The 26132-nt window shown below is 41.2% G+C and carries 24 protein-coding genes; 9 read left to right on the top strand and 15 right to left on the bottom strand.

The features are described 5' to 3' along the window. The first annotated feature begins 39 nt into the window (after positions 1–39). The 3 genes from H3T84_RS06135 to H3T84_RS06125 all read left to right on the top strand — a co-directional run bounded on the left by H3T84_RS06135 (position 40) and on the right by H3T84_RS06125 (position 5688). The gene (locus H3T84_RS06135) at positions 40–4224 is read left to right on the top strand and encodes an RHS repeat-associated core domain-containing protein (RefSeq protein ID WP_198218546.1); all 4185 of its coding nucleotides are present in this window, start codon (positions 40–42) and stop codon (positions 4222–4224) included. Next, positions 4224–4550, top strand: coding sequence for a hypothetical protein (locus H3T84_RS06130; RefSeq protein WP_198218545.1), 327 nt, complete (start codon positions 4224–4226; stop codon positions 4548–4550). Before H3T84_RS06135 ends, H3T84_RS06130 begins: the two co-directional genes overlap by 1 nt. Positions 4551–5283: 733 nt before the next feature. After that, positions 5284–5688, top strand: coding sequence for a DUF4279 domain-containing protein (locus tag H3T84_RS06125; RefSeq protein ID WP_198218544.1), 405 nt, complete (start codon positions 5284–5286; stop codon positions 5686–5688). 289 nt (positions 5689–5977) lie between these two features. On the opposite strand, the gene H3T84_RS06120 is transcribed toward H3T84_RS06125, so the two are convergent. The 3 genes from H3T84_RS06120 to H3T84_RS06110 all read right to left on the bottom strand — a co-directional run bounded on the left by H3T84_RS06120 (position 5978) and on the right by H3T84_RS06110 (position 9345). Beyond that, positions 5978–6424 (bottom strand): RNA 2'-phosphotransferase, encoded by a 447-nt coding sequence (locus H3T84_RS06120; protein WP_370524051.1) that lies wholly within the window; start codon positions 6422–6424, stop codon positions 5978–5980. A gap of 562 nt (positions 6425–6986) precedes the next feature. Continuing rightward, positions 6987–8021: an NAD(P)-dependent alcohol dehydrogenase gene (locus H3T84_RS06115; protein ID WP_198218543.1), complete on the bottom strand. Its 1035-nt coding sequence runs from the start codon at positions 8019–8021 to the stop codon at positions 6987–6989. A gap of 574 nt (positions 8022–8595) precedes the next feature. After that, on the bottom strand, positions 8596–9345 hold the full coding sequence (locus H3T84_RS06110) for an amino acid ABC transporter permease (RefSeq protein WP_037475657.1): 750 nt from the start codon (positions 9343–9345) through the stop codon (positions 8596–8598). Between the two features lie 235 nt (positions 9346–9580). On the opposite strand from H3T84_RS06110, the gene ribF reads away from it, so the two are divergent. The 6 genes from ribF to fetB all read left to right on the top strand — a co-directional run bounded on the left by ribF (position 9581) and on the right by fetB (position 16471). After that, positions 9581–10510: a bifunctional riboflavin kinase/FAD synthetase gene (gene ribF, locus H3T84_RS06105; RefSeq protein WP_198218542.1), complete on the top strand. Its 930-nt coding sequence runs from the start codon at positions 9581–9583 to the stop codon at positions 10508–10510. Between the two features lie 90 nt (positions 10511–10600). After that, entirely contained in the window at positions 10601–13387 is a 2787-nt protein-coding gene (gene ileS, locus H3T84_RS06100) for an isoleucine--tRNA ligase (protein ID WP_198218541.1), read from the top strand. A gap of 104 nt (positions 13388–13491) precedes the next feature. Continuing rightward, complete coding sequence (gene lspA / locus H3T84_RS06095) at positions 13492–13977, top strand: signal peptidase II (RefSeq protein WP_037475735.1); 486 nt, start codon at positions 13492–13494, stop codon at positions 13975–13977. Between the two features lie 43 nt (positions 13978–14020). Next, complete coding sequence (gene ispH / locus H3T84_RS06090; protein WP_037475651.1) at positions 14021–14962, top strand: 4-hydroxy-3-methylbut-2-enyl diphosphate reductase; 942 nt, start codon at positions 14021–14023, stop codon at positions 14960–14962. Beyond that, entirely contained in the window at positions 14959–15675 is a 717-nt protein-coding gene (locus tag H3T84_RS06085; RefSeq protein WP_084553189.1) for an ATP-binding cassette domain-containing protein, read from the top strand. The genes ispH and H3T84_RS06085 overlap by 4 nt, the downstream gene beginning before the upstream one ends. Beyond that, on the top strand, positions 15593–16471 hold the full coding sequence (fetB, locus tag H3T84_RS06080; RefSeq protein WP_198218540.1) for an iron export ABC transporter permease subunit FetB: 879 nt from the start codon (positions 15593–15595) through the stop codon (positions 16469–16471). Before H3T84_RS06085 ends, fetB begins: the two co-directional genes overlap by 83 nt. 132 nt (positions 16472–16603) lie before the next feature. Here the strand turns inward: fetB and iscX are convergent, their stop codons facing one another. From iscX to serB, 12 genes are all read right to left on the bottom strand, one after another. Continuing rightward, positions 16604–16798, bottom strand: a complete 195-nt coding sequence (iscX, locus tag H3T84_RS06075) for a Fe-S cluster assembly protein IscX (protein ID WP_041880649.1) — start codon at positions 16796–16798, stop codon at positions 16604–16606. An 80-nt stretch (positions 16799–16878) separates the two neighbouring features. Beyond that, positions 16879–17220 carry an ISC system 2Fe-2S type ferredoxin gene (gene fdx / locus H3T84_RS06070; protein ID WP_025330169.1) on the bottom strand — a complete coding sequence of 114 codons (342 nt, stop codon included), beginning with the start codon at positions 17218–17220 and terminating at the stop codon, positions 16879–16881. A gap of 72 nt (positions 17221–17292) precedes the next feature. Then, a complete protein-coding gene (locus H3T84_RS06065) occupies positions 17293–17919 on the bottom strand; it encodes a glutathione S-transferase family protein (protein WP_174832975.1) in 627 nt (208 codons plus the stop codon). Between the two features lie 53 nt (positions 17920–17972). After that, complete coding sequence (gene hscA, locus H3T84_RS06060; protein ID WP_198218539.1) at positions 17973–19841, bottom strand: Fe-S protein assembly chaperone HscA; 1869 nt, start codon at positions 19839–19841, stop codon at positions 17973–17975. 89 nt (positions 19842–19930) lie between these two features. Then, entirely contained in the window at positions 19931–20434 is a 504-nt protein-coding gene (gene hscB / locus H3T84_RS06055) for a Fe-S protein assembly co-chaperone HscB (RefSeq protein WP_198218538.1), read from the bottom strand. A 143-nt stretch (positions 20435–20577) separates the two neighbouring features. Then, the gene (gene iscA, locus H3T84_RS06050) at positions 20578–20898 is read right to left on the bottom strand and encodes an iron-sulfur cluster assembly protein IscA (RefSeq protein WP_025330173.1); all 321 of its coding nucleotides are present in this window, start codon (positions 20896–20898) and stop codon (positions 20578–20580) included. Positions 20899–20931: 33 nt separating this feature from the next. Next, positions 20932–21210, bottom strand: coding sequence for a hypothetical protein (locus H3T84_RS06045; protein WP_037475645.1), 279 nt, complete (start codon positions 21208–21210; stop codon positions 20932–20934). A gap of 1 nt (position 21211) precedes the next feature. Beyond that, complete coding sequence (gene iscU, locus H3T84_RS06040) at positions 21212–21595, bottom strand: Fe-S cluster assembly scaffold IscU (protein WP_025330175.1); 384 nt, start codon at positions 21593–21595, stop codon at positions 21212–21214. Positions 21596–21728: 133 nt separating this feature from the next. Further along, positions 21729–22943, bottom strand: coding sequence for an IscS subfamily cysteine desulfurase (locus tag H3T84_RS06035; protein ID WP_084547433.1), 1215 nt, complete (start codon positions 22941–22943; stop codon positions 21729–21731). 40 nt (positions 22944–22983) lie between these two features. After that, positions 22984–23454, bottom strand: a complete 471-nt coding sequence (locus tag H3T84_RS06030; RefSeq protein ID WP_025330177.1) for a Fe-S cluster assembly transcription factor — start codon at positions 23452–23454, stop codon at positions 22984–22986. Positions 23455–23997: 543 nt separating this feature from the next. Further along, on the bottom strand, positions 23998–24939 hold the full coding sequence (gene pip, locus H3T84_RS06025; protein WP_198218537.1) for a prolyl aminopeptidase: 942 nt from the start codon (positions 24937–24939) through the stop codon (positions 23998–24000). Positions 24940–25047: 108 nt separating this feature from the next. Then, positions 25048–25890, bottom strand: a complete 843-nt coding sequence (serB, locus tag H3T84_RS06020; protein WP_198218536.1) for a phosphoserine phosphatase SerB — start codon at positions 25888–25890, stop codon at positions 25048–25050. Between the last annotated feature and the right edge of the window lie 242 nt (positions 25891–26132).

Below are 26132 nucleotides of genomic sequence, written 5' to 3'. Positions count from 1 at the left end.
ATCGTGAAGGTGAAAAATACTAAACGACGCCGGAGCAAATTGAGTAATACATTGCTCAGGTTTATTAGCATTATTATGTTATTTATGATAATGCCATTTATAGCTAATGCTAAAGTCAGGTTGCCAAATACAGAATATACGGAAAATACCGTAGATATGCGGGTTAAAGTATTGGGAGGAGAGGTAAAGCTAAACCGCACATGGGAAAACGGACGCTGGTATCTGAATCCGGCGTGGGCAGAGCTGCATTTTAAACTAGATCCATTGGACAGTAGCGTTAAAACTATTGACCGAGCCGGTACTATTTATCAACGTAGCGGCACAGCTGACCTGTACATTTATCAGCAAGCATCTATCCAAAAAACTGATGATGGATGGCGTTGGACTGATAAACAAGGAAACTGGATTAATTATGACAGTAAAGGCAGACCACTTAACTATGGTGATGCCAATAACGTTAAAGTTAACTTTGAACTGGATAAAGATGGTCGGCGTAAAGCTGTAAAAGACAACAATAATGAGTTGGTTTACAGCCTTTATTATGACAAGAAAGAACACTTGGTCAAAGCTACTGACCGTAGTGGCCGTAGTATTAATTATACATGGTCAGGAGATCAATTAACGAAGGTAACTGATGTTCTAGGTAATGTTTGGAAATATGGATACGATAAAAATGGACAGATAAATAGTCGAACTGAACCTGATGGCGGCGTAACTAAAATTGATTATGTTCGCACTGTACCGGCATACGGAATTTATATGATGTACAGTGGAAGAGAAGGGGGTGGTTTTTCACAATCATTCGTAGTTAACACGGATGGATCAGATAATGAAAAACAACTGGCACGTGTAGGTAAAATCACAGCTCAGACTGGTGCAGTAACTGTATATAATTCCGATTATAACCGTGTTAATAAACAGTATACGACTACAGTTATTGATCCGCTTGGTATTAAAACCGTTAGTGTTTTTGATGCAAAAGGCAGACGACTATCTGAAACTGTCAATGGTGAATTGAAAGAAAGTGTCAAAAAAGATACAAGCACAGGCCAGATACAAATAATAAATGAACGTGGCATAGCAACTACCGTTCAGGAAGACGCTGAAGAAAGACCGATTAAAGTTACAGCAGCTGATGGTAGTAGTGAAAGCTTTCAATATAATACCAAAGGAATGCTAACTAATTATATTGATGCTGCTGGTAATATGACCGAACTTCAATATAACGAACAGAATAAGCTGACTCAAACTATTCTGGCTAAAGGTAAGCCAGAGCAAAAAATTGTATCTATAGAATATGATGAGTATGGTCAGGCTATTAGCGTTAGAACAGGTAAAAAACAGCAGATAAAACAGCAACAAACTTATGATCAGTATGGAAATATTAGTAGTTACACTGATGCTAAGGGTAATACCTATCACTTCACTTACAATGTTCAGGGACAGATAACCAGTGTTAAAGATCCTGATAATAATATCTGGCAAAAAATTTATAATGCTGCTGGTATTCTTGAACAAACTATAGATCCGCAGGGACGGATAACAAAATACACCAGTGATGCCCTAGGACGAATTACTCAAAAAATAGATCCAATGGGTAATACCACCAGTTATAGCTATCATTACGATAGTCATGGCTGGCAGGTGAAAGTTACAGATGCTTTAAATCAGACTTATACCTATAACTATGATCTGACTGGGAAACCCCTTAGTGTTATATCACCTTCTGGTTTGGAAAGTAAACAAAATTACGATAAACAAGGAAGACCGATAAGCCAACAGGATACTGCCGGGAATATTATAAGCGTAGAGTATGGTAGTAAAGGCAGCGGGTTGGAAGGACTGATTGTTAAAACTCAGTATCCAACTTATGCAGAAACTTATAACTATAATGCAATAGGTTTGCGTACCAGCATTAGTCAGAAACTGGACAGCGATAATAGTTTGTTGACCAGTATAAGTTATAACAAACATGGTTTACCCGTTAGTATCACGAACCCTGATAATAATACTGTTCTAAATAGTTATGATGCTTTTGGCAACATTATCAAAACTATAAATGAACTAGGTGGAGAAACTAGCAATAGTTGGGATGAATCAGATAATCTTATCAGCATTACTGATGCAGCTGGTAATAGTAATACCTTCAGCTATGATAGTAATGGTAACCTAATTTCAGAAACCAGATCATCGGGTAATAAAAAAGAATATAACTATAATTCTGTTGATCAATTGATTAAGCAAAAAGACAGCAATGGTAATGAAATACATTATCAATATGATCGAACAGGGAAGCTAATTGAAGAAAGTCATTTTTCCAAAGATCAGACTATTGCTACACAGCGTATAACATATAGTTATAACGACGCCGACCAGCTTACCAGTGTTAATCAGAGTGGTGATACCCAAAGCAGCTTTAACTATGTATTAGATAAACTTGGCCGCAGAATTAAAGAAACCATTACTTATCAGCATAACAATGAAAAAATTATAAAAGAACTGCAATATAGCTATAATGCTGATGGCAATCTTGCTAGCATTACCTATCCAGATAGCAGTGTAGTTCAATATTATTATGAAAAAGGACTGTTAAAAGAGGTAAAGCTTCCTAATGGAGAAAAAATAACTTGGGATAGTTATCGCTGGAATAATCCTCAGAGTATTACATTTCCGAGTAATAAAACTAGTATAAATTATACTGCATTGCAACAGCCTTTAAGCATTTTGGTTACTAGTGCAGATAATAAAATTTTGCTCCAGCGTAACTATAAGTACGACAAGTCTGGCAATATCATTCAGAGTAATACTGAAGATGGCAGTATTGATTATCGCTATGATGCACTGGATCGCTTAATACAAGTCAATCCAGACAAAAGCATGCAACAAAAAGGTTTGTTTGTAGAATCATATAGCTATGATGCAATAGATAACCGAACTGGTAGTGCTCACCAAACAGGAGAATGGCAATACAATAGTTTAGGTCAGTTAGTACAAAGGGGCGAAGATAAGCAACGGACAATACTAAACTACGATTCAGTTGGAAATTTAATTGATGAAGAACTAAATGGAAAAAAACGAAGTTATCATTACGATAGTATTAATCAGTTAGTAGGTATTCAGGACGAAGAGACAGAAAAAGTACATTACCAGTACGATCCATTTGGTCGCCGGATAAGTAAAACTGTTAACAGTAAAACTACCTATTATTTATATAGTGATGAAGGACTGATAGCTGAATTGGATCAGAATGGGAAAATGCAGATAGCATATGGGTGGATGCCGGATACTGTATGGGGAACCAGCCCATTGTGGCTGACAAGTCTGGATAATGCTCAGACCTTAAAAACTGCAGATTATAATTATTTGATTACCGATTATCTGGGTACTCCTCAATTGGCGGTGAACTCAAGAGGTCAGCAGACATGGAAGGGTATTACCGATTCCTATGGTAATATGCAACCAGATTCAGATAATTTGATCAACATAAATCTGCGTTTTCCAGGCCAATATTATGATCAGGAAAGCGGTTTAAATTATAATTTTGCTCGACATTATAATCCACAAACAGGTCGTTATATAGAAATTGATCCTTTGGGTGTAGAAGGTGGACTGAATCCATATAGTTATGCTAGCGGTAATCCTTTAACATATATGGATCCATATGGATTATATTCATGGGCACATTTTATTGATGATTCAAGTAACTGGTCAGCAGGTGTTGGTGATGCGGTGTCTTCAGATGCAACTGATTGGATTAGAAAAAAATATAATATTGGTAGTATAGATCATTGTTCTGGATTATATTTATCAGGTAGAGCAATTGGCAATATAGTAGGTTTATTTGTTCCTGATAAAATTTTTCTACCGTTAAAAGGTAAGAAATATTTAAAATTTATAAAAATGAGGAAAACTAAACCAAAGATTCCTAAAATTGGAGGGACACAAATAGGTTTTAAAGATCCAGGTTATATTGATGTAGTGAAACGAAGGATGAAAGATGGGACTTATGATTTTAAAGAAATGAAAAATATAATTGGAGGTTGGTTAGATGAAAAAGGTAGGTATTGGGTAGGAGAGGGACATCATAGAATGGCAGCAGCTAAAGAAATCTATAAAGAAACAGGAGACCCTTCAAACATTAAAAATTTACTGGATAATGGTAGATGGACAAAGCAAAAATACCCACCAACTCAAGCTAGACGATTCCCAAAGAGGAAAAGATAATGGATAAAAGAGAAATTTATATAGAGATGCTTTATTGGGCATTACCTTATATTAGAAATCTTCAAACTCATGGTATGTTTAAAAAAGCTTTGGATAAATCCTGCTATTTAGAAGCTCAACTGGTACATAATTTGCCATTAAAACTTTTGAATTCAGATTTTGATGAATCTGATGTGCATTTTTTAAATTATCAGGCTAAATATTATTTTGAAAATTGTAATAATAAAATATCACCAAACTATAATATACATATTGAATGTATTAAAAAATTATTTAAATTAGTTCCCGATGAATTAAAAGAAATACTTGAATGGAGTGGTCCTTAATTCTTAAAAAAAATTAAGCATTTAATAAAGCTAATATAAATTCCCTGTTCTTAAACAGGGAATTTTTTTACCATGAGTGATATACAAAAATTTATTTAAATTCCAGTTTTGCTAAAAAAATTATTTTGCTAGACTTTTCCTTTCAAAGCAAAGCAATATTTTTTTAGATATATATATTACTCATAATTTTATAAATCTATCTTCTAAAATTATGATGTCTACACGAAATAAGATAAACATCAGCTAATCACAAAAATGGTTATATAAACCAATATGACTAAACATACGAGATTTTCTCCTTATAGAGACTTGGATATAAATTTTATCACTGTGCCTATTTTAGTATTTTGAATTGCAAATAAGAAGCTATGTAGTAGGAATAAGCTAAAGCATATTACTGGTATATGGAAAAAAATAAAATTTAAATAAAAGAAATATAGCTACTTTTGATGTGCCAAAGCTTATTGATAATAGTTGGAATAGAAAATGTTAAAATAAATAATGCTTATTGCAGAAAAGCAATATCTGAATCACTTGAACCAGTTTAAAATAAAAGTTAGGGAAAATCTAAAAATGCAAAAGATAATTATTTAAATAAAAGGATTATGTACATAAATTCGTAGTTAGAAAGAAATAGTTGAAATAGTAAATAAATATACATAAATTATGAATATTCAGGCATGGTGGAACTGAAAATGGTATTCTAAATGGGTATTAATGATAGGATTATAAAATGTTACAAACTGAAGTGACTATAGAATTTATCATATGCGGCCCCAACTTTAATCCAGATAGTGTAACCAAATTACTAGGAATTTCGCCTACAAAATATACTATCAGGGGAAGTATGAAAAATTGCAAATACAGCCCGGCTATAGAAACCACCTGGTGTTTACAGCATTGTATAAATTCACTAAATGATCTGGATCATCAAGTACGTCAGATAATTGATAGGATTGAAAACAAACTAAATATATTATTAAAATTTAAAGAAGAGAATGATATAGATTTTGTATTCACAATTTATGGTCATGTATATAAGAATGAAAAGCGATCAGACATATATTTGAAAAAAAATACGTTAGATTTCATAGCTGATTTAGGTAGTAAATTAACGATAGATATCGAATTTTGGTAAATAGATATACCAATATATATAAATTATTTAGTAAGCAAGATTTAATGAATTATATTGCAGATCTAATTGCAAAATTAGATAGAATAATTCCGCTTTTATTGGATCATTTTTTTCTATTTTGTTAGATAGTGACGATAAAGAAGTTATTCAGTATATTTCGTCGATTATCAATAGTAATAAGTTAGTAAATAAACTATCTGATAAGGAGTTAACTCTATTGAAAAGACAAGTTTTGTAAACTCTTCGTTTTTAATAAAATATTGTTTTTAAATATTTATAATTTATTTGCTCATTCATATGGTTGTAAATACTGTGTTGGTACGGTTTGAACCAGCCATACTCCATTTTCCGCCAGATAGAATTGATATCCTTCCTGATACATTGTTAAGGCTTGTATTTGCAGCACAATAGGGCTGCCATGACGTGTGCCGACTTTTATCGCAGTATTCACATCTGCTGACAGATGTACATAATGGCGGCTCCCTGCGATTAATCCTTGCTGTTTGATTGAATCCATAAATCTTGTGGCTGTACCGTGATATAAAAACTCTGGCGGTTTTTGCGCATTATGACTGATATGAACCTGATCCGTTGAATGTCCTTGTGCTGCACGAATTTTTAAGCCATCTTCAGATATGGCAAATCGTTTTTTATCACTTGTTTTAACAACCACCTCGATAATATCTCTGGTGAGTTGTTCTCCATGCAGGTTTGCCTGTTTGATTAAGTATTCTATATTTACCCATCCCTACTGATCTAAGGTGATATCTATTGTTTCCGGCTTATGTCTTAGAATATAACTTAGGAATTTACTGGTTTTGATAATTTTCTCTGACATTAATTTTGTATTCATATGTTCTATATTGTATTAATTTGAAACCATAGCTTATTAAGTTAAGTATTAGTTCATTGGTGTTGTGTTGGCTGATTTTAATATAGTGAATGTATATTAAAAACGAGGAATAGTATATGTTAAAAATATAAGATTGGTTGAAATATAGTTAATTATGCTGAAAAATTTATGAAAATTCAGGGGATTAATTTTTTACTAGGAGATTAACTTAAAGTATTGATGGGAGTGATGTGGTAAAAAATATATGAAGTCAGTAAAATTGTTAATGAGAATGAGTTATTGCGAAACAAATTTTCTTTTTTAGCTTGGTCTGCGTTGATACAACAGCTACTGGATGGTTTTTTATTGATGATAGTAATTAATTGTTTATCGCTTCAGAGCACGTGGATTTTATAGAATCAGGCTGTGGTTATAATATTGCTCAGCCTGATTCTATTAGGAAAGATTAAGGTATCAGTACTGCACGGCCATTAATCAGCCCTTTAATCAGTTTATCGTATACTTCCAGAGCCTGTGCAAGGGGGTAGGTGGTGTATTCGATATTTATAATACCTTTTCTTTTCATGTCCAGCACTTCCATCAGTTCAACCCGTGAACCCCAATAGGGTGTACAAAGCGATGCTCCCCATGGCTGATTCATGCAGTGCCAGTCGAGTTTGCCGCCCCCCAGACCAACTACTGTCCAGTCGCCGTTTAATCCGACTGTTTGTGCGCCCAAAGTCAGAGTTGGCTTATTGCCAACAAAATCTAGTACGACGGCACATTTCTTCACACCGGTAATACGGGTAATTTCTTCGACAATGCTACCGGTATCGCGGTCGGTACGTATTACATAATCCGCACCATATTTTTTGGCTAGTTCCAGTTTTTCATCATTGATATCACCGGCAATAATAGTGGCTGAATATAGCTGTTTCAGGATTTGTACAGCCATATGTCCTAAACCACCTATGCCGATTACGAGAACAAAAGCAGACGGTGTTATTTTGCTGGCAGAACGTTTAATTGCATGATAGGGGGTTAAGGCTGCATCGGAAAGAGGGGCTACTTCTTCCGGGTGCAGGTCATGCAAAGGTACGAGTAAACGGCTGGAAGGAACAATCATGTATTCAGCCATGCCGCCATTGGTACCCAGTCCACCGCCGAGGATCGGAGATTCCGACTGATGCTCACAGTAGTTTTCCATAGATTGCTGACAAGGCTGGCAATGTCCGCAACCCCATGGTCCGTATACCATGACTGCATCGCCTACTTTAAAATCGGTTACTCCTTCGCCCAGTTCTTCAACCCATCCGGCATTTTCATGTCCCAGGGTAAATGCAGGAGCACCTGCAGGGATACCACTTTCGATCAGGTGTATATCTGAGTGGCAAACGCCAGCTGCACCGATTTTAATCAGTATTTCACCGGCTTTGGGTTTTGGTTTTTCGATTTCATCTATGCGGATATCGTGTTGTGCATGTAATCTGACAGCTTTCATGTTTTTCTCTTTTTCTGTTGATAAGATAAATATATAAGTTAATAGTTAATCAATTTGTTTAATTTGTGTCAAGTTATTATTTTTCATTATAAATTTTGTTTGTTTTAATGGTTTTGTTTTTTTATGTTATTTTTAAATTAAATTTATATTTTTCTGCTGATTTATCTGATTTTTTTATTCCGGGTTTTGTTTAAATCTATAGTTCGGATTTCTAAAATGTAAATAAAGCTGTATGAATTAGGATATTTTTGATATCTGTCTCTTAATTAGTTTCATATTAAAACTAATCGATAACTGACTGGTGTTATTTATGATGCTTAATATTTGATAGTAGGTTCAGAAAGATATTTTTCAGCATTGGCTTTGCAATTTGAAATAGCTGGTCTGCAATAATATTGATTGGGCCGGAAAACCATATGGTGATAAATGTAACTGATTTGACTCTGGTATCAGTAAGGCTATAAACCGGCTTGTACATTGGTGTTATGAGGTTGAATTTTGCTATTTTATAAAATGAAACAGGACGGCTGATTTTTAGCCGTCCTGTTCTCATGTTATTGATATTTGTCTAAACTCAGTGCTGATAACCTTTATTGTATTTTTTCTCCAGCCATGAGAAGAACCAGCTTAAGGCGATGGTCATTATCAGATAAATTATGGCAATCGTGTATAGCGGTGTCTCGTAATTGAGATAACGTCCGGCTGCGGCATGTGCGGCAAAAGCTAGTTCGACTACGGCGATGGAGGATAAAAGTGAGCTGTCTTTAAGTAGGGTAATAAATTCGTTACCAATCGGAGGCAGCATACGGCGGATAGCCTGTGGCAGAATGACATAGCGCATGGCCTGTGTGTAGCTCAGACCAAGAGAGCGGGAAGCTTCGAATTGCCCGCGGTCTATTGACTGAATGCCTGCACGGAAAATCTCGGTAATGTAAGCTCCTGAATTAACTGAAAGTGCGAGTACGCCGGCTATCAGTGCACCGTAGTTGCGGCGCAGTTCGACAGCCAGATCGCCACTGATAATCAGACCGTCAGCAGGGTTGATGAGTAGTGGAAACCAGACAAAATACCAGATGAAAATCTGTACAAACAGGGGGGTGCCGCGGAAAATGGTTACATAGAGCAGGGAAATCTGGCGCAATGACCATACGAAAGCACGCATGGGCAGCCCGCCTTTTTCAATGCGGATAATGCGTGCAAGGGCAAAAATCAGACCGAGAAGTGTGCCCATAAATGTGGAAATCAGGGTGACGCCGAGTGTTGTAAGCGCACCGTAATAAAACATTTCACGGTATTCGTAGATGATGTCAAAACGAAAGGCCATTGTGTTACCTAATAAATTTTCTGAGGTGTTGCTGGCTATTGATAGCCTTAGCGTCAGGTTGGCGGCTATTTTAGCAAGAAATAGGGGGATAACTGTATTAAAATTTGTTTGTTCTTGAGAATAAAGTGGATTTGATGGTTGAAACGGCTGGAAAATCCTGAGCAATTGCGCTGGCTAAGGCTGGCTGAAATGTTTACAATGATACGTTTTATTATTTGATTTATTCAAGAATTGTATGCGAGTTTGGTTGGGGAGCGGGCAACAGCCGGATTGGCCGGATGGTACTGCGGTGACTATCGGTAATTTTGACGGGGTTCATTGCGGGCACCGGCATATTTTGATGCGTTTGCGTCAGGAAGCCGGACAGCGCGGGCTTAGTTCGGTGGTGGTGATGTTCGAGCCGCAACCACAGGAATTTTTTGCGCAGCAGGCAGGGAAAACTTTGCCGTTTCGTCTGACTCCGCTGCGCGATAAGCTGGATCTACTTGCTGCAAGCGGCTGTGTTGATGCGGTTTATGTTGTGCGGTTTAATCAGCAGTTTGCGGCTATGCAACCGATGGATTTTATCAGTCAGATGCTGGTCAGGCATTTGCACACGCGCTATTTGCTGGTAGGTGATGATTTCCGCTTTGGTACACGGCGCAGCGGTGATTTTACTTTATTGCAGGCTCAGAATGAGTTTGTTACTGAGCACACACCTTCAATTGTGGTTGAAGATGTGCGCGCATCCAGTACTGCGGTGCGGATGGCACTGGCTTCGGGTAATCTGGCTTATGCACAGTTGTTGCTGGGGCATGAGTATACGCTGAGTGGTCGTGTGAAGCATGGGGCCAAACTGGGGCGTGAACTGGGTTGTCCTACTGCTAATGTTCATTTACCGGCTTTGCACTATGCTCTGAACGGGGTATTTGTGGTCGATGTGTCCGGAGCTTTCGGGCGTAAGCGCGGGGTAGCTAGTTTTGGTAAAAACCCAACTGTGTCTTCGGGCAGTTTACAAAAGCTTGAAGTGCATATTTTTGATTGTGAAGATGATTTATACGGGCAGCGTTTACAGGTGCATTTTTTGCATAAGCTGCGCGATGAGCTGAAGTTTGAGTCGCTGGCTGCGTTACAGACGCAGATTTTTGCTGATATGGAAGCCGCCCGAATATGGCAGGCTGCCTGAATAGCAGGATTATGTTCGGGTGGCCGTAAAATTTATTGAACTGAATTTATTCTGAATATTAAAAGTTAAATATATTTTAAAGAGAAAGTCATGACTGACTATAGTAAAACAGTAAATTTATTGGATACGCCGTTTCCGATGCGCGGTAATCTGGCCAAGCGTGAAGGCGGCTGGCTGAAATCTTGGTATGAACAGAAGCGTTATCAGAAACTGCGTAAATTGGCAGCGGGAAGACCTAAGTTCATTCTGCATGATGGTCCTCCATATGCAAATGGTGATATTCATATCGGCCATGCTGTAAATAAGGTATTGAAGGATATTATTATCCGGAGTAAGACGCTGGCTGGTTTTGATGCACCCTATGTTCCGGGCTGGGATTGTCACGGTTTGCCGATTGAGCTGATGGTGGAGAAAAAGCACGGCAAGAATATTCCGGCTGCAAAATTCCGCGAGTTATGCCGGGAATATGCACGGGAACAGATTGACCGGCAGAAAAAAGATTTTATGCGTCTGGGTGTACTGGGTGACTGGGAACATCCATATCTGACTATGGACTATCAAACCGAGGCAGATATTGTGCGTACGCTGGGGCGAATTCAGCAGGGCGGTTATTTGTATCGTGGTGAGAAGCCGGTACAGTTCTGTCTGGATTGCGGCTCTTCGCTGGCAGAAGCAGAGGTAGAGTATAAGGATAAAGTTTCTTATGCGATTGATGTGGCTTATCAGTTTAAAGATAATGCTGCAGTGGCGAAAGCTTTCGGATTGAATGAGCTGCCGGGTGAGGTATATGGTGTTATCTGGACAACAACTCCGTGGACTTTGCCGGCCAGTCAGGCAATTTGTGTCGGGCCTGAAGTGGTTTATCAGTTGATTGATACGCCTAAAGGTAAGTTGGTGCTGGCTAAAGAGCTGGCTGAGGCGGCTTTAGCCCGGTTTGGTTTTGGTGCGGATGATACGGCGGTACTGGCTGAAACAGCTGGCCGGCAACTGGAAAATCTGCATTTAAATCATCCGTTTCTGGATAGAGATATTCTGGTATTACTGGGTGACCATGTTACTACCGAAGCTGGTACTGGTATGGTACATACTGCTCCGGCACATGGTCTGGATGATTATTTTGCCTGTCTGCGCTATGGGATTAAGTTGTATAACCCGGTAAATGCTGAAGGGCGCTATATCAGTGATGTGCCACGGTTAGCCGGTATGACAGTCTGGGAAGGTAACCCGGTGGTAATCGACTGGGTTGCGGATGAAGGTAAGTTACTCTCTAATGGCAAAATTACCCATAGTTATGCACATTGCTGGCGCCATAAAACACCATTGATTTACCGGGCAACCGGTCAGTGGTTTATCGGTATGGATAAGGAAGGTACCGATGGTAAAACATTGCGCAATAAGGCTATGAATGCTGTTGATGTTACTGAATTTTTCCCTGCATGGGGACGTGCGCGTCTGGAGGCAATGATTGAAGGGCGTCCGGACTGGGTGGTTTCCCGCCAGCGTTACTGGGGTACTCCGATGGCGTTTTTTGCGCATAAGGAAACTGGTCAGTTGCATCCGCGTTCGGCTGAGTTACTGGAAGAGGTAGCTAAGCGGATTGAGCAGCACGGAATTGAAGCCTGGTTTGCATTGGATAAGCATGAGCTGTTAGGGGCTGATGCAGATGAATATGAAAAGCTGCCGGATACGCTGGATGTCTGGTTTGATTCGGGCAGTACGCATTATGCAGTATTGCGTCAGCGCCCTGAACTGGCATGGCCGGCTGATTTGTATCTGGAAGGTTCGGATCAGCATCGCGGCTGGTTTCAGTCTTCATTGCTGACAGCTTGTGCAACAGTTGGCAGTGCTCCTTATAAACAGTTGCTGACACATGGTTTTGTGGTGGATGGTAATGGACAGAAGATGTCCAAATCTGTTGGGAATGTGGTTGCACCACAAAAGGTCAATGACAGTCTGGGTGCTGATATTCTGCGCCTGTGGGTGGCTTCTACGGATTACTCCGGTGAACTGGCTATTTCTGATGAAATTCTGAAACGGGTTTCTGAAAGCTACCGTCGTTTGCGCAATACGCTGCGCTTTTTGCTGGCCAATCTGAGTGATTTTAATCCAGAAACGGATGCAGTAGCGATTTCAGATATGCTTGAGCTGGACCGCTATGCTCTGGTATTGGCTCAGCAGTTGCAGGAGCGCGTAGCCAATGATCACTTTACCCGTTATGCATTCCATTTTGCGGTACAGGATATTGTGCATTTCTGTTCGGAAGATATGGGTGCTTTCTATCTGGATATTCTGAAAGACCGTCTGTATACAATGCAGGCAGGCAGCCATGGCCGTCGGAGTGCACAGACTGCGCTTTATCATATTACGCGTAATCTGGTGTTGCTGCTGAGTCCGATTCTGTGCTTTACGGCTGAAGAAGCCTGGGCTGTTTTAACAGGTAATGATGAGGATAGTGTGCTGTATCATACTGCACATGTGTTCCCGTCTATGGCTGAGGCGGAATTAGCCGGTCTGGCACAGAAATGGCAGGCAATCCGTACTGTAAGAGATACAGTTAATGCGGCGATTGAGCCTTTGCGTGCTGATAAGAATGTCGGTTCGTCATTGCAGGCAGATGTGGCTATTCGAGTACCGGCGGATATTCTGCCTTTTGTTACGGCAATTGGTGATGAGTTACGCTTCGTGCTGATGGTTGCCAAGGTTACTGTTGAGCAGGGTGATGAGCTGTCGGCTACGGTCACTGTTGATCAGGGTACTAAGTGTGAACGTTGCTGGCATTATACAAATGATGTGGGTTCTGACCCGAAACACCCGACAATCTGCGGTCGTTGTGCACTTAATATCGATGGTGCCGGTGAACAGCGGTTATATGCTTGATGCGGGTTAATGATTTTAATATTGCCGGTTATTTTGGCATGATTTGAATGATTCAGGCGTAATTGGTTTGGCCGGTTACGCCTGTTTGGTTTTTAGGGAAGGTTATGCTGAGTAAAAAATTGTTTTTATATGGTGCAATTATTATTGCGGGGCTGATAGCTGATCAGTTAACAAAATATCTGGTTTTATGCCATATTCAATATCTGGAAAGAATTACGGTAATACCGGGTTTTTTTGATCTTACACTGACATATAACCCCGGCGCGGCGTTCAGTTTTCTTGCAGATGCCGGAGGCTGGCAAAAATTCTTTTTTATGGGACTGGCTCTGGTGATTTGTGTTTATCTGTTGCGTGCAATTATCCGTGACGAATTCGCAAAGCTGGGTAAAGTTGCTGCAGCCATGATTATAGGAGGGGCCGCAGGTAATGTAACAGACCGGCTGGTGCACGGGCATGTGGTTGATTTTCTATTGTTCTACTACCATAATTGGTTTTATCCGGCATTTAATGTTGCTGATAGCCTGATTTGTGTCGGTGCGGTGTTGCTGGTGCTGGAAAGTATTTTCCATCAGAAGAAAAAGGCGGTCTGATTGATTTGTCTGTGATGAATTCAGCCAGGTAACGGGATGTTTAATGAGTGACAAAAAGATTTTACTGGCCAATCCGCGTGGATTCTGTGCTGGTGTAGACCGTGCTATCAGTATTGTAGAACGGGCACTGGAAGAGTATGGTGCTCCGATTTATGTACGGCATGAAGTAGTACACAATAAGTTTGTGGTTGATAATCTGCGCAATAAGGGTGCGGTATTTATCGAAAATCTGGATGATGTGCCTCCTGATGCGACGCTGATTTATTCTGCTCATGGTGTCTCTCAGGCTGTACAGCAGGAAGCAGTTGCACGCGGCTTTCGTATTTTTGATGCTACGTGTCCTCTGGTAACTAAGGTTCACCGACAGGTATCACGGCTGGATGAACAGGGTTATCAGATTATTATGATTGGTCATAAAGGCCATCCTGAAGTTGAAGGAACGATGGGGCAATTGCCGCCGGGTGTGATGTTGCTGGTGGAAACAGTTGCTGATGTGGCAAGTTTACAGGTCCGCAATGAAGAAAAGCTGGCGCATGTGAGCCAGACAACGCTTTCGGTTGATGAAACCAGCGGTATTATTGCCGCTTTAAAACAGCGTTTTCCTCACATTAAAAGTCCGCATAAAGAGGATATTTGTTATGCAACCACCAATCGTCAGGATGCAGTGAAAAAACTGGCTGCTACCTGTGATGTGGTGATTGTGGTGGGATCTCCTAATAGTTCGAACAGTAATCGTTTGCGTGAAGTGGCAGCATTACTGGGTGTTGATGCCTATATGGTTGACAATGCCGGCTGTCTGCAAACACAGTGGTTCAGTGGTAAGCATCAGGTTGGTATTACAGCCGGTGCTTCAGCACCTGAGGTACTGGTGAATGATGTTGTACAAACTATTGTTTCCTGGGGATACCCGACAGTTACCGAAGGTGCTGGTGTGGAGGAAAATATTATGTTTGTTCTACCGAAAGAACTGCGTGGCTCATCATGAATACGCCGATTTTATCCGGTGAGGGTGTGTGTCAGCGTGCCCATGATGATGGCAGGATGTTATTACAGGATATCGATTTTCAGCTCTGGGCTGGAGCACGTGTGGCAATCAGCGGTGCATCCGGGGCAGGAAAATCGGTTTTTTTACGTACGATTTCTCTGCTGGATTTACCAGCTTCGGGCACGCTGTATTGTCATAATCAGCCGGTTCGTCTGAATGCACATTGTATTGCACAGCATCGCAGCCAGATCGCTTATGTACGGCAGCAGGCGGTGCTGATTCCGGGTACGGTGCGTGATAATCTGTTTTTACCTTTTACTTTGCATCATTATCAGCATAAAAAATTTCAGCCGGATAATGTACAGCGGGTGTTAGAGAGTCTGGGTAAAGATGGTAATTTTCTGGAACGGGATGCAACGGATTTATCCGGAGGAGAGGCACAGCTGGTGTGTCTGTTGCGTATATTGCAATTAAATCCGCCGGTTTTGCTGCTGGATGAGCCAACGGCTTCTCTGGATGAAGATTCGGCACAGGCCGTACAAAAGCTGGTCGGTCAATGGCAAGAAGATAATCCTCAGGCTGCCTATATTTGGATTTCACATAGTGAGCAGCAGATTAATCAGGTAGGTGATGAAATCTGGTATCTGGATGCCGGACGGATTACTCACACCAGAAAATCACCACTGGCGGGAGGCAATAATGCAGGGAACTAATTATATTAGTGTTGCAGAACTGGCTCTGGCTTCATTGCTGATTCTGGTGAGTGCCGGTGTTTCATTATGGCTGAAGCTTGGATTGACAAAGCGTATTCTGATTTCAGCAGTTCGGGCTAGTGTACAGCTGTCCGTTGTAGGTTTGTTATTAAAATGGATATTTGCCTCTAATCAATGGTACTGGGTACTACTGATTATTGTTGTTATGACTGTAATTGCCGGTTTTTCTGCGCGTTCGCGGGGCAGTTATGTATATCGTGGTCTGACCCGTGATGCTTTATCATCTGTATGGCTGGCTTCGTGGTTAAGTGCTGCTGTGGGATTATATGCGGTACTGCATATCCGCCCATGGTATTCACCGCAGTATGTGATTCCCCTTCTGGGGATGGTATTGGGTAATTGTCTGACAGCTGTAGCATTGTGTCTGGACCGTTTAACACAGGATTTACGTCAGCAGCAGGCTCGTGTAGAAGTGATGCTGTCTATGGGTGCTACAGGCTGGGAGGCTTATCGGGATACTGCGCGTGCAGCGGTAGTAGCAGGGATGTTGCCAACAATTAATCAGTTAAGTGTAGTGGGGTTGGTAAGCTTGCCGGGTATGATTACCGGGCAGATTCTGGCCGGTGCCTCTCCTGATCAGGCAATCAGGTTTCAGCTATTCACTATGTTTCTGATTTGTGCCGGTTCTGCCGGTGGTTGCTTATTATGTGCGGTTTTTGTTTACCGGCATGTATTTAATCGCTGCTGGCAATTTTGCAGCTGGCGCTTGCGACGCAGAAAAACTGATAAGATTTAGTGATTTAATTTATATATTAAACAAACCGGTTGCCTATAGAAGTTGGCAACCGGTTTGTTTCAGTTATAAGCCGGACATCATCTGTAACATCATTATTTGTACGGATATTCTGATAAGTTTAGATGACTAAATTCAGGCAATTTCATCAATCCATGCCTGCTGAACAGCTTCGAGTATGCGCTCGCCGCAGTGCTCCGGATTGTCATCAAATTCTGGCAAAGCCAGTATCAGATCACGCAGCTGGGTAAAGCGAATGTTAGCAGGGTTGATGTCTTCGTAGCGGTCGGCCAGCTCTTCGGCGATTCGGTGTATATCAGTCCATTTCATGGTTTAAGCCTGCACTTAATTAGATAATTAAAAAATATTATTAAATCAATCGGTTTAGAGAGTATTCTTATCAAGTAAGGTTAATGCTCTTCACGTGCATGATTGATGGTATATTTGGGAATTTCGATGGTAACATCACTATCAGCCAGACGTGCCTGACAGCTTAGGCGTGAATCGGCTTCCAGCCCCCATGCCTGATCAAGTAAATCTTCTTCCTGTTCAGTCGGTTCAGGCAGGCTATCATATCCTTTGCGGATAAGAACGTGACAGGTTGTGCAGGCGCAGGATTTTTCGCAGGCGTGTTCAATTTCAATATCATGCTCAAGTAATGCATCACAAATACTGGTTCCTGTGGGAATGTCACTTAAAACTTTACCTTCAGGACAGAGTTGAGGATGGGGCAGTACAGTAATTTTGGGCATGGTAATTCCGTGTTTCTAAATAAAGCAGGCGTGTCCGGTTTTAAAATAAAACCATTCACGCCGAAAATGTTATTAAATTATACCTTGTACTTTCAGTACGGTGGATACACCGGTATCAGCACTTACGCGCTGATAGAATTTACTCAGATTATGATATGCGCTCAGATCAATGTTACATCTTTTTGTCCAATGTGCTTCTATGAAAATGTAAACATCTGCAATAGTGATATTATCGCCAGTCAGGTAATTCTGCTGAGCAAGAATATTATCAACAAAGGAAAATAAATTTTTCAGAGCAGCGCTAGCATAGGCCTTCAGATTTTCCTGTGCTTTTTCATCATCTACCATGCGTGCTGCATAGAAATAAGGTTTAAAGCTCATGTGTAAATCAGAATTGGCAAAGGCCAGCCATTGGCGGGCAAGAGCGCGTGCTTTGGGATCATGTTGTGCTGTAACGCCATAAATACCTTTATCCGGTGCAAGATCATTGATGTAATCAATGATTGCCACATTCTGACGCAGTGCCCAGTTGCCGTCAGTCAGTAATGGTACTTGCCCCTGAGGGTTCAGTGCCAGATATTCCGGCGATTTGATTGTGTCGCGACCTACCTCTTCAGCGGTATATTCAAGTCCGCTCCATTCTAGTGCCACATGCGGTACAAATGCACAGGTATTTGGTATGTAATATAGCTTTAACATGAGGTTATCTCCATTGTATTGACAGACAATTCAATTTGTCTGCATTTGAAATATCAGATTTCTCTGACGTTTTTACCTTGCAAAGCTCGTTGGATATTGCGGTTCATGCGTTTGGCGGCAAATTCATCAGTTGCGTGATTCAATGCATGAATAGCATCACGAATATCCTGAGCATCTCCTTGCTGGATTTGTTGTTGGGTGTGTTCCAGTGCAGTTTGAATAGCCTGTTGTTCATCATGGCTAAGTAAGTCAGCATCCATAGACAGTGCATTGGTGACCGCCGCAATAATGCTTTCTGCTTCTACTGTGGCTTCTGTACGGGCACGTTGTCTGGCATCGGTTTGTGCATGAGTAAAACTGTCTTTCAGCATTTGGGTAATAACGCTATCGTCAAGTCCGTACGAAGGTTTTACTTCAATATGAGCCTGTACTCCTGTAGTTTGTTCGCGGGCAGAAACAGAAAGCAGACCATCGGCATCAACTTGAAATGTCACCCGTATGCGTGCTGCTCCGGCGGCCATCGGTGGGATACCGCGGAGTGTGAATTGTGCCAGACTGCGGCAGTCTGTGACTAATTCACGCTCACCCTGTACAACATGAATCATCATGGCTGTTTGCCCGTCTTTAAAGGTTGTAAAATCCTGAGCGCGTGCTGTAGGTAGGGTACTGTTGCGCGGAATAACCTTTTCAACCAGTCCGCCATAAGTTTCCAGCCCGAGTGATAACGGAGTTACATCCAGTAACAGCCATTCATCATCATTTTTATTACCTGCCAGTACATTGGCCTGCATCGCAGCTCCCAATGCTACAACCTCATCCGGATTAAGGTTGTTCAGTGGAGTCTGACCAAAGAAAGTGGCTACAGCCTGCTGTACATGCAGCATGCGCGTAGCTCCGCCTACCATAATTACCCCTTTTATCTCACTTTTGCTGATGCCGGCATCGCGCATTGCCTGTTTAACCGGCTCTAGTGTTTTGGCTACCAGAGGCTGAGTTAGCTGATGAAAGGTGTCACGGCTGATATCAGTAAGGATTTTTTGTCCGTTAGAAAGAGTGGCGGCAATGGTGGTTGAAGTTTCACTTGTCAGAGCTTCTTTGGCTGCACGTGAAAGTGATTGTAATAATGCGCTATCCTGTGCATTTAACTGTGATAATTTATTCTGTTCCAGCAACCAGCAAAACAAACGCTGGTCGAAATCGTCACCACCCAGAGCACTGTTACCGTTTGTTGCTTTTACTTCAAACAGACCACGGCTTAAGGTTAAAACTGAAACATCAAATGTTCCACCGCCAAGATCATAAACGATAAATGTTCCTTCAGCGGCATTATCCAGACCATAAGCAATTGCAGCTGCGGTGGGTTCATTCAGTAAGCGTAAAACATGCAGACCGGCCAGACGGGCAGCATCTTTGGTTGCCTGGCGCTGTGCATCGTCAAAATAGGCCGGTACGGTAATCACTGCGCCGGCAAGTTCACCACCGAGTGTGTTTTCTGCACGGGTTTTCAAAACACTGAGAATATCTGCAGAGACATCTATCGGGGTTTTATTTCCTGCACGGGTGTGAATGCTGATAATGCGTTCATCATTAGTAAAATGATAGGGCAGATAACGGGTTTCAGACTGATTTTTGATATCTTCAAGAGTACGGCCAATCAGACGTTTAGCTGAACTGATGGTGTTGGCCGGATCAATACGCTGTGCTTTTAATGCATCTGTGCCTACTTCCGGTACGCTATCCTGCTGGTAGCGGACAACAGAGGGCAGGGTAATCCTTCCCTGTTCGTCTGCGAGACATTCGGCATAACCACTGCGTACGGTTGCAACTAAGCTATTAGTTGTGCCTAAATCAATGCCTACAGCACGACGATGTTCATGCGGTACAGCGGAAAGGCCGGGTTCGGCAATTTGCAATAAAGCCATAATCTGAATTTAGTCCTGATTTCTTAAATATTACTTAATACTTCGATTTTTTATCAAAGCATATCTCTGATACATTGATTCTGATGATATCAGGGAAGCGCAGCTTGAATTTCACTTTGTAATCTGTGTAAAAAACGCCCCTGGCGTACCAGCTCTGCTGCCTTTTCCGGCTGATTCTGTATAAAGGCCGCATCCAGTTGCTGGTATAAGCCGGTTTGTTCGAGCTCAATAGTGGCTGCAAGTTCTTTCAGTGTTGTCCAATCAGCTTCTGCACGGGCGTCTTCGAGTGTTTCACGCCATTGCATCTGCTGCATTAAAAACTCAGCCGGAAAGTGCGTATGCTCAGGTGCATCCGCATCTATTCCCCGTTGTTTCAATAAATATGCAGCCCGGTCAAGCGGATTGCTCAGAATACGATAAGCTTCGTTAACGGTAGCAGCCATCATCATGGCCTGCTTTTGTTCAAAAGCACTTCTGGCAGCAAATTTATCCGGATGGCACTGTGCTGCCAGCAAGCGATAATTCTGCTCCAGTTGCTTATCATCAATATTGAACTGTTCAGGTAATTGGAAAAGCGCAAAGTATTGGTTCATGTGGCTCACCTTTATGGTGAAAATTGGGTCAAAGCTAAAGATACCGGACATGAAAAACAGGCTTTTCGCAAAATTTGGCTGTAATGCTGTATTTTGCTTATCAGCCAGCAGAATTACGACATTCCGGCAATAGGGTTATTTATTTAAACATGAAAGCTTTCACCACAACCGCATTCATCTTTGGCATTGGGGTTGGCAAATTTAAAACCTTCCTGTAATCCTTCTTTAACAAAATCCAGTTCAGTACCATCCAGATAAACATGGCTTTTAGGATCAACAAATACTTTGACACCATGTTGTTCAAACAATAGATCTTCCGGCTGGATATTATCAACAAATTCAAGAGTATATGCCATACCCGAACAGCCACTGTTTTTAACCCCGAGACGAATACCTTCGCCTTTACCACGTTTGGTCAGATAATTGCTAATATGCTTAGCGGCTTTTTCAGTCAGAGAAATCATATTCTCACCTGTTGGAAATTTGTCCTGAATTTACTATGCAGTACCTTCAGGGTTTTTACAATTATGATTAAAACGACGTTTGTAAGATGAAAGAAATGAGCGCTTAATGGCAATATTTTCTTCACAGTTAATACAAAAACGTGTACCAGGAAACTGAAGCTGATGTTCAGATGATATTGATTCACCGCATTCCAGACAAAATTGACTGGTACACATTCTGATATCGTTTAGGCGTACTGCATTAACCGATTGATTGTCATTATTTTCAGTAGTGGGTTCGTTGTTATTTGCGGTACTGCCAAAAATCATCATATTACTCGTTATGTTTTTTTCGATAATCAGCTACAGCAGCCTTAATAGCATCTTCTGCCAGGATAGAACAATGTATTTTTACTGGCGGTAATGCTAGTTCTTCAGCAATGGCACTGTTTTTAATAGCCAAAGCCTCATCCAGACTCTTACCTTTAACCCATTCTGTAATCAGACTTGAAGAAGCAATAGCAGAACCGCAGCCATAAGTTTTGAATTTGGCATCTTCAATAATACCGTTATCACTTACTTTGATTTGTAATTTCATTACATCGCCGCAGGCTGGTGCGCCTACCATACCGGTACCCACGCTCTGGTCACCCTTTTCAAAAGAGCCGACATTGCGCGGATTTTCATAATGATCAATGACTTTGTCACTGTAGGCCATAATAAGTTCCTTTTACAATTCTTCTGATGCCAGAATAACTACAATTGCTTTTATATTCGCAGCAGATAACCTGTTTTTAGTGTGCAGCCCTGCGATATAGCAGGGCAGAATATATCGTTTCAGTCTGAGCTGATTAATGTGCTGCCCATTCGACACTACTCAAATCAATGCCTTCCTGATGCATTTCCCACAATGGAGACAATTCGCGTAATTTACCGATTTTGGATTTAATCAGTTCAGCAGCATAATCAATCTCGGCTTCGGTAGTAAAACGTCCGAATGTAATACGCAGAGAGCTGTGCGCCAGCTCATCATTGCGACCCAGTGCGCGCAGTACATAGCTTGGCTCCAGACTTGCGGAAGTACAGGCAGATCCGCTGGAAACAGCAATATCTTTAACAGCCATAATCAGACTCTCACCTTCAACAAAATTAAAGCTGATATTCAGATTCTGATAAACGCGATGTTGTAAATCACCATTGATATATACTTCTTCAACACCTTTAATTGCATTTAGGAAACGGTCGCGCAGTGCTTTAGCATGAGCATTGTCTTTATCCATTTCCAGACGCGCCAGACGAAATGCCTCACCCATGCCGACAATCTGATGAGTAGCCAGTGTGCCGGAACGGAAACCGCGCTCATGCCCGCCGCCATGCATCTGTGCATTCAGGCGGACACGGGGTTTGCGGCGTACATACAAAGCACCAATTCCTTTAGGACCGTAGGTTTTGTGTGCAGACATACTCAGCAAACCAATCTGATTGGCTTTTACGTCAATATGAACTTTACCGGTAGCCTGAGCGGCATCGACGTGAAAAATAACTCCTTTTTCAGCACAAAGTGCACCGATAGCTGCAATATCCTGAATTACACCGATTTCATTATTTACCCACATCACGCTGACTAAGGTTGTATCAGGACGGATAGCAGCTTCCAGCTCTGCCATATCAATCAAACCATTTTCCTGTACACCCAGATAGGTAACTTCGAAGCCTTCTCTTTCCAGCTCTCGCATGGTATCCAGAATAGCTTTATGTTCAGTTTTGACCGTAATCAGATGCTTACCTTTACTAGCATAAAACTGTGCCGCACCTTTCAATGCCAAATTGTCAGATTCAGTGGCTCCTGAAGTGAAGATAATTTCTTTAGAATCCGCACCAATCAAAGCAGCAATTTCATTGCGTGCATTTTCTACGGCTTCTTCTGCCTGCCAGCCAAAGCTATGGCTATTGGATGCCGGATTACCAAAAAATTCCGTCAGGTAAGGAATCATTTTTTCAGCCACACGCGGATCAACCGGTGTTGTAGCTGAATAATCAAGGTAGATAGGAAGTTTTATGGTCATTGTCGTGTTCTCTTTAAATATCTATGGCTGCGCCGGAGTATTAATGCAGATTAATTAAGGTAACTGGCTGCTCCGGGTTGCTTTTTTTTTCATTACTGTTGTTATGGTAAGTTCGCTGATTCAGAATGCATTGCAAAGTAATGCCGCGCAGATAGCTGTCTATGGTTTTATTCAGATTTGCCCATAAGTCATGTGTCAGACAGGGTGAACCATCCTGACAATCAGCATGACCGCCGCAAACGGTAGCATCCAGAGTGTCTTCCGCTGCAGAGATAATATCTGCAATATTAATCTGAGCAGCATCATGACTCAGTACATAGCCGCCCCCCGGCCCGCGAATACTTTCTACCAGCCCGGCACGGCGTAATTTTCCGAACAGCTGCTCAAGATAAGACAGGGAAATGCGCTGGCGTTCACTTATTGCAGTCAGGTTTACTGCACCAGATTGCGCATGCATAGCTAAATCCAGCATGGCAATGACGGCAAAACGCCCTTTGGTGGTTAAACGCATGACAAAACCCGAAACAGATTGACAATGTATGAATTATCTAATACCCGACAATTTTAGTCAACTTTATTTATGGATAAATCAAGTAATTATGTCAGAATTAATTCCATCACAAATACATAAGATTCTAAAACTAATACTGGTTAAAACACTGGAAATACAGACTGTTTACAGCTGCCTGGCAGCGGAAACGAACGAATTGTTTTAATTTTTGCGGATGATATTTCCAGATTATTAATAACATTCATCCAATCAGAGCGTTTGTATACGATAAGCACAGAATGATTAAGAAATTCGGGATTATCGGTTTTTCTGAGAACAGGCCAGAATCAAGCTCACGGATAGTAAAATGAAAAATAATGCAAGCCGTAAAAGTACTGAAGTTGTTAATGAAGCTGAGCTAATAGCTTAACTTTAAAAGATATTGATACTTTGTATGGGAAGAAATTAATATTCGAAATATTTATGCTGATTAAAAAATAATATTTCTGATAATAAAACAGGTCTGAATATATTCAGACCTGCAAGAAATGTCCGAAGTAAATGTTATAAACTGGCAAAAGCATCGGTAGCAGCCACCAGAGCAGCCTGATTTGCCGGTTCAAAGCCAGAATGACCAGCCATAGTGACTACCAGTCTGGCATGCGGTAAAGCCTGCTGCAATTCCCATGCGCTTTCAATCGGTGTGCACATATCATAGCGCCCCTGAACAATGACAATCGGAGTATCAGCCAGTATCTGAATATTTTCCAGTAAGGCAAATTCGCTTGCCAGCCAGCAGCGATGGACAAAATAATGATTTTCAATCCTTGCAATTGCCAAGGCACGTTGCGGATCATTATATTCGTCTATACCAGCCTGATTATGCTCTAAATGTACAATACTACTTTCCCATTGGGCCCATGCTTTAGCTGCATTGAGCTGAGTTGTTTCATCCGTATAAGGATGGCATAACAACTCATGATAGGCATCTACTAAATTATGCCGTTTATCTTCAGCAATCGGTGCGAGATAATTCTCCCATGCTTCCGGAAAAATATGATTTGCGCCTTGCTGATAAACCCAGGCAATTTCATGTGGTCGGCACAGAAAAATACCGCGCAGTATCAGCTCACTGACTCTTTGCGGATAAGTTTTAGCATAAGCAAGTGCCAGTGAGCTCCCCCATGAACCACCAAATACCTGCCAGCGTTCAATGTGCAGCATCCTGCGAACTTTTTCTAAATCTTCAACCAGATCCCATGTAGTATTGTCGTCAATACAGGCATAGGGCAGGGAACGACCGCATCCACGCTGGTCAATAATAATAATGCGGTATTTTTCCGGATTGAAGAAACCGCGGCATGCAGGCGAGGCACCGGCTCCCGGCCCGCCATGTAAAAAAATAACTGGTTTACCGGCCGGATTGCCGCTTTCTTCCCAGTAAATCTGATGAATTGCAGAAACCTGCAATAATCCGGACTGATATGGTTCAGTTATTGGATACATAAATGTGTTCCTGAAAGCATCTGCAAACTAATTAAATGATTATTATTAAATTATAATTTAATTGCATTTGGTTTTATCACTGTTCTGCAGGTTGTCTGCGGTTATCAATCAGCGAAACCACTTACGTACGGCGTCCAGACCGCCAAAGCGTACATTAATAGACGTTGCAGCCTGTGTTTTCGGTTTAGCGTGGTAGGCAACTCCAAAACCGGCTGCCTGTAGCATCGGAATATCATTAGCACCGTCACCCATTGCCAGTACCTGCATTGGGTTTAGTCCAAGTTTTTCTCTGAATTGAATCAGTAAATCAGCTTTAGCCTGAGCATCAATAATTCTGCCTGCCAGCTCTCCGTTCAGAACATTATCTTGTATCACCAGCTGATTAGCAAAAGTATAATCAAGTCCGTATTGTTGCTGCAGCCGTTGAGTAAAATAAGTAAATCCACCGGAAACCAGCATGAATTTAACTGCATGTTTCTGACACTGCTGCAACAGCCATTCTGCACCCGGAGAAAGTTTCAGTACATGTTCATAAACCTGTTTTAATTCTTCTACCGGTAAACCCTTCAATAAAGCTACACGCGCCCGTAACGATTGCTCAAAATCAATTTCACCGCGCATTGAGCGGTCGGTGATGGCCGCAACCTGTGCCTGTAATCCCACTCCGGCAGCAATTTCATCCACACATTCAATGGTAATCAAAGTGGAATCCATATCACTAACAATTAATCCTAAGTCTGCAAAACTCTGATCAGGCAAAATAGCAAAATCAATTTTTTGCTCAATCAGCTGAGTCTGTGCTGATTCAGATAATTCGAAATCAACACTAACCGGCAGCCGCAGCACAGAATTATCAAATGTATATTCCGGATTTGACGGCATAATTGCGTTTAAATGGGATAAATCGCATAGACGTAAATCCGTATGTTGTAAAACCAGAACAGAAAGCATGACAAATATACAGCCAGAAAAAAAATTTAGTATAGACATCCACAATAGGCTTGACAACCAACAGTTAAAAAGAAAATAAGTGCTGAAATCAGAATCCGGAAATTGAGTAAAATTAATCTTATTTAAACTAAGAATAAAAATAAAAAACTTAATTTACATTAAATTCTTTAAACATAAAGAAAAATTACAAATGAGTTTGTACAATGCAACTTTTTGTCCAAAATTGCGGTCGTGAAAGGATA

Origin of the sequence: Snodgrassella sp. M0110 (assembly GCF_016101465.1) — a bacterium.
Taxonomy (GTDB): domain Bacteria; phylum Pseudomonadota; class Gammaproteobacteria; order Burkholderiales; family Neisseriaceae; genus Snodgrassella; species Snodgrassella alvi.
Note: the sequence above shows the minus strand (reverse complement) of the source record. Positions and strands in the feature narration are given on the sequence as shown.

Coding starts and splice junctions, on each gene's coding strand:
- ispH (WP_037475651.1), top strand. CDS start 14,021: ATGAGTGACAAAAAGATTTTACTGGCCAATCCGCGTGGATTCTGTGCT.
- H3T84_RS06130 (WP_198218545.1), top strand. CDS start 4,224: ATGGATAAAAGAGAAATTTATATAGAGATGCTTTATTGGGCATTACCT.
- hscA (WP_198218539.1), bottom strand. CDS start 19,841: ATGGCTTTATTGCAAATTGCCGAACCCGGCCTTTCCGCTGTACCGCAT.
- hscB (WP_198218538.1), bottom strand. CDS start 20,434: ATGAACCAATACTTTGCGCTTTTCCAATTACCTGAACAGTTCAATATT.
- H3T84_RS06045 (WP_037475645.1), bottom strand. CDS start 21,210: ATGATGATTTTTGGCAGTACCGCAAATAACAACGAACCCACTACTGAA.
- H3T84_RS06085 (WP_084553189.1), top strand. CDS start 14,959: ATGAATACGCCGATTTTATCCGGTGAGGGTGTGTGTCAGCGTGCCCAT.
- H3T84_RS06110 (WP_037475657.1), bottom strand. CDS start 9,345: ATGGCCTTTCGTTTTGACATCATCTACGAATACCGTGAAATGTTTTAT.
- ileS (WP_198218541.1), top strand. CDS start 10,601: ATGACTGACTATAGTAAAACAGTAAATTTATTGGATACGCCGTTTCCG.
- serB (WP_198218536.1), bottom strand. CDS start 25,890: ATGCTTTCTGTTCTGGTTTTACAACATACGGATTTACGTCTATGCGAT.
- H3T84_RS06030 (WP_025330177.1), bottom strand. CDS start 23,454: ATGCGTTTAACCACCAAAGGGCGTTTTGCCGTCATTGCCATGCTGGAT.
- ribF (WP_198218542.1), top strand. CDS start 9,581: ATGCGAGTTTGGTTGGGGAGCGGGCAACAGCCGGATTGGCCGGATGGT.
- iscU (WP_025330175.1), bottom strand. CDS start 21,595: ATGGCCTACAGTGACAAAGTCATTGATCATTATGAAAATCCGCGCAAT.
- H3T84_RS06035 (WP_084547433.1), bottom strand. CDS start 22,943: ATGACCATAAAACTTCCTATCTACCTTGATTATTCAGCTACAACACCG.
- H3T84_RS06065 (WP_174832975.1), bottom strand. CDS start 17,919: ATGTTAAAGCTATATTACATACCAAATACCTGTGCATTTGTACCGCAT.
- fdx (WP_025330169.1), bottom strand. CDS start 17,220: ATGCCCAAAATTACTGTACTGCCCCATCCTCAACTCTGTCCTGAAGGT.
- pip (WP_198218537.1), bottom strand. CDS start 24,939: ATGTATCCAATAACTGAACCATATCAGTCCGGATTATTGCAGGTTTCT.
- iscA (WP_025330173.1), bottom strand. CDS start 20,898: ATGATTTCTCTGACTGAAAAAGCCGCTAAGCATATTAGCAATTATCTG.
- iscX (WP_041880649.1), bottom strand. CDS start 16,798: ATGAAATGGACTGATATACACCGAATCGCCGAAGAGCTGGCCGACCGC.
- H3T84_RS06115 (WP_198218543.1), bottom strand. CDS start 8,021: ATGAAAGCTGTCAGATTACATGCACAACACGATATCCGCATAGATGAA.
- lspA (WP_037475735.1), top strand. CDS start 13,492: ATGCTGAGTAAAAAATTGTTTTTATATGGTGCAATTATTATTGCGGGG.
- H3T84_RS06125 (WP_198218544.1), top strand. CDS start 5,284: ATGTTACAAACTGAAGTGACTATAGAATTTATCATATGCGGCCCCAAC.
- fetB (WP_198218540.1), top strand. CDS start 15,593: ATGAAATCTGGTATCTGGATGCCGGACGGATTACTCACACCAGAAAAT.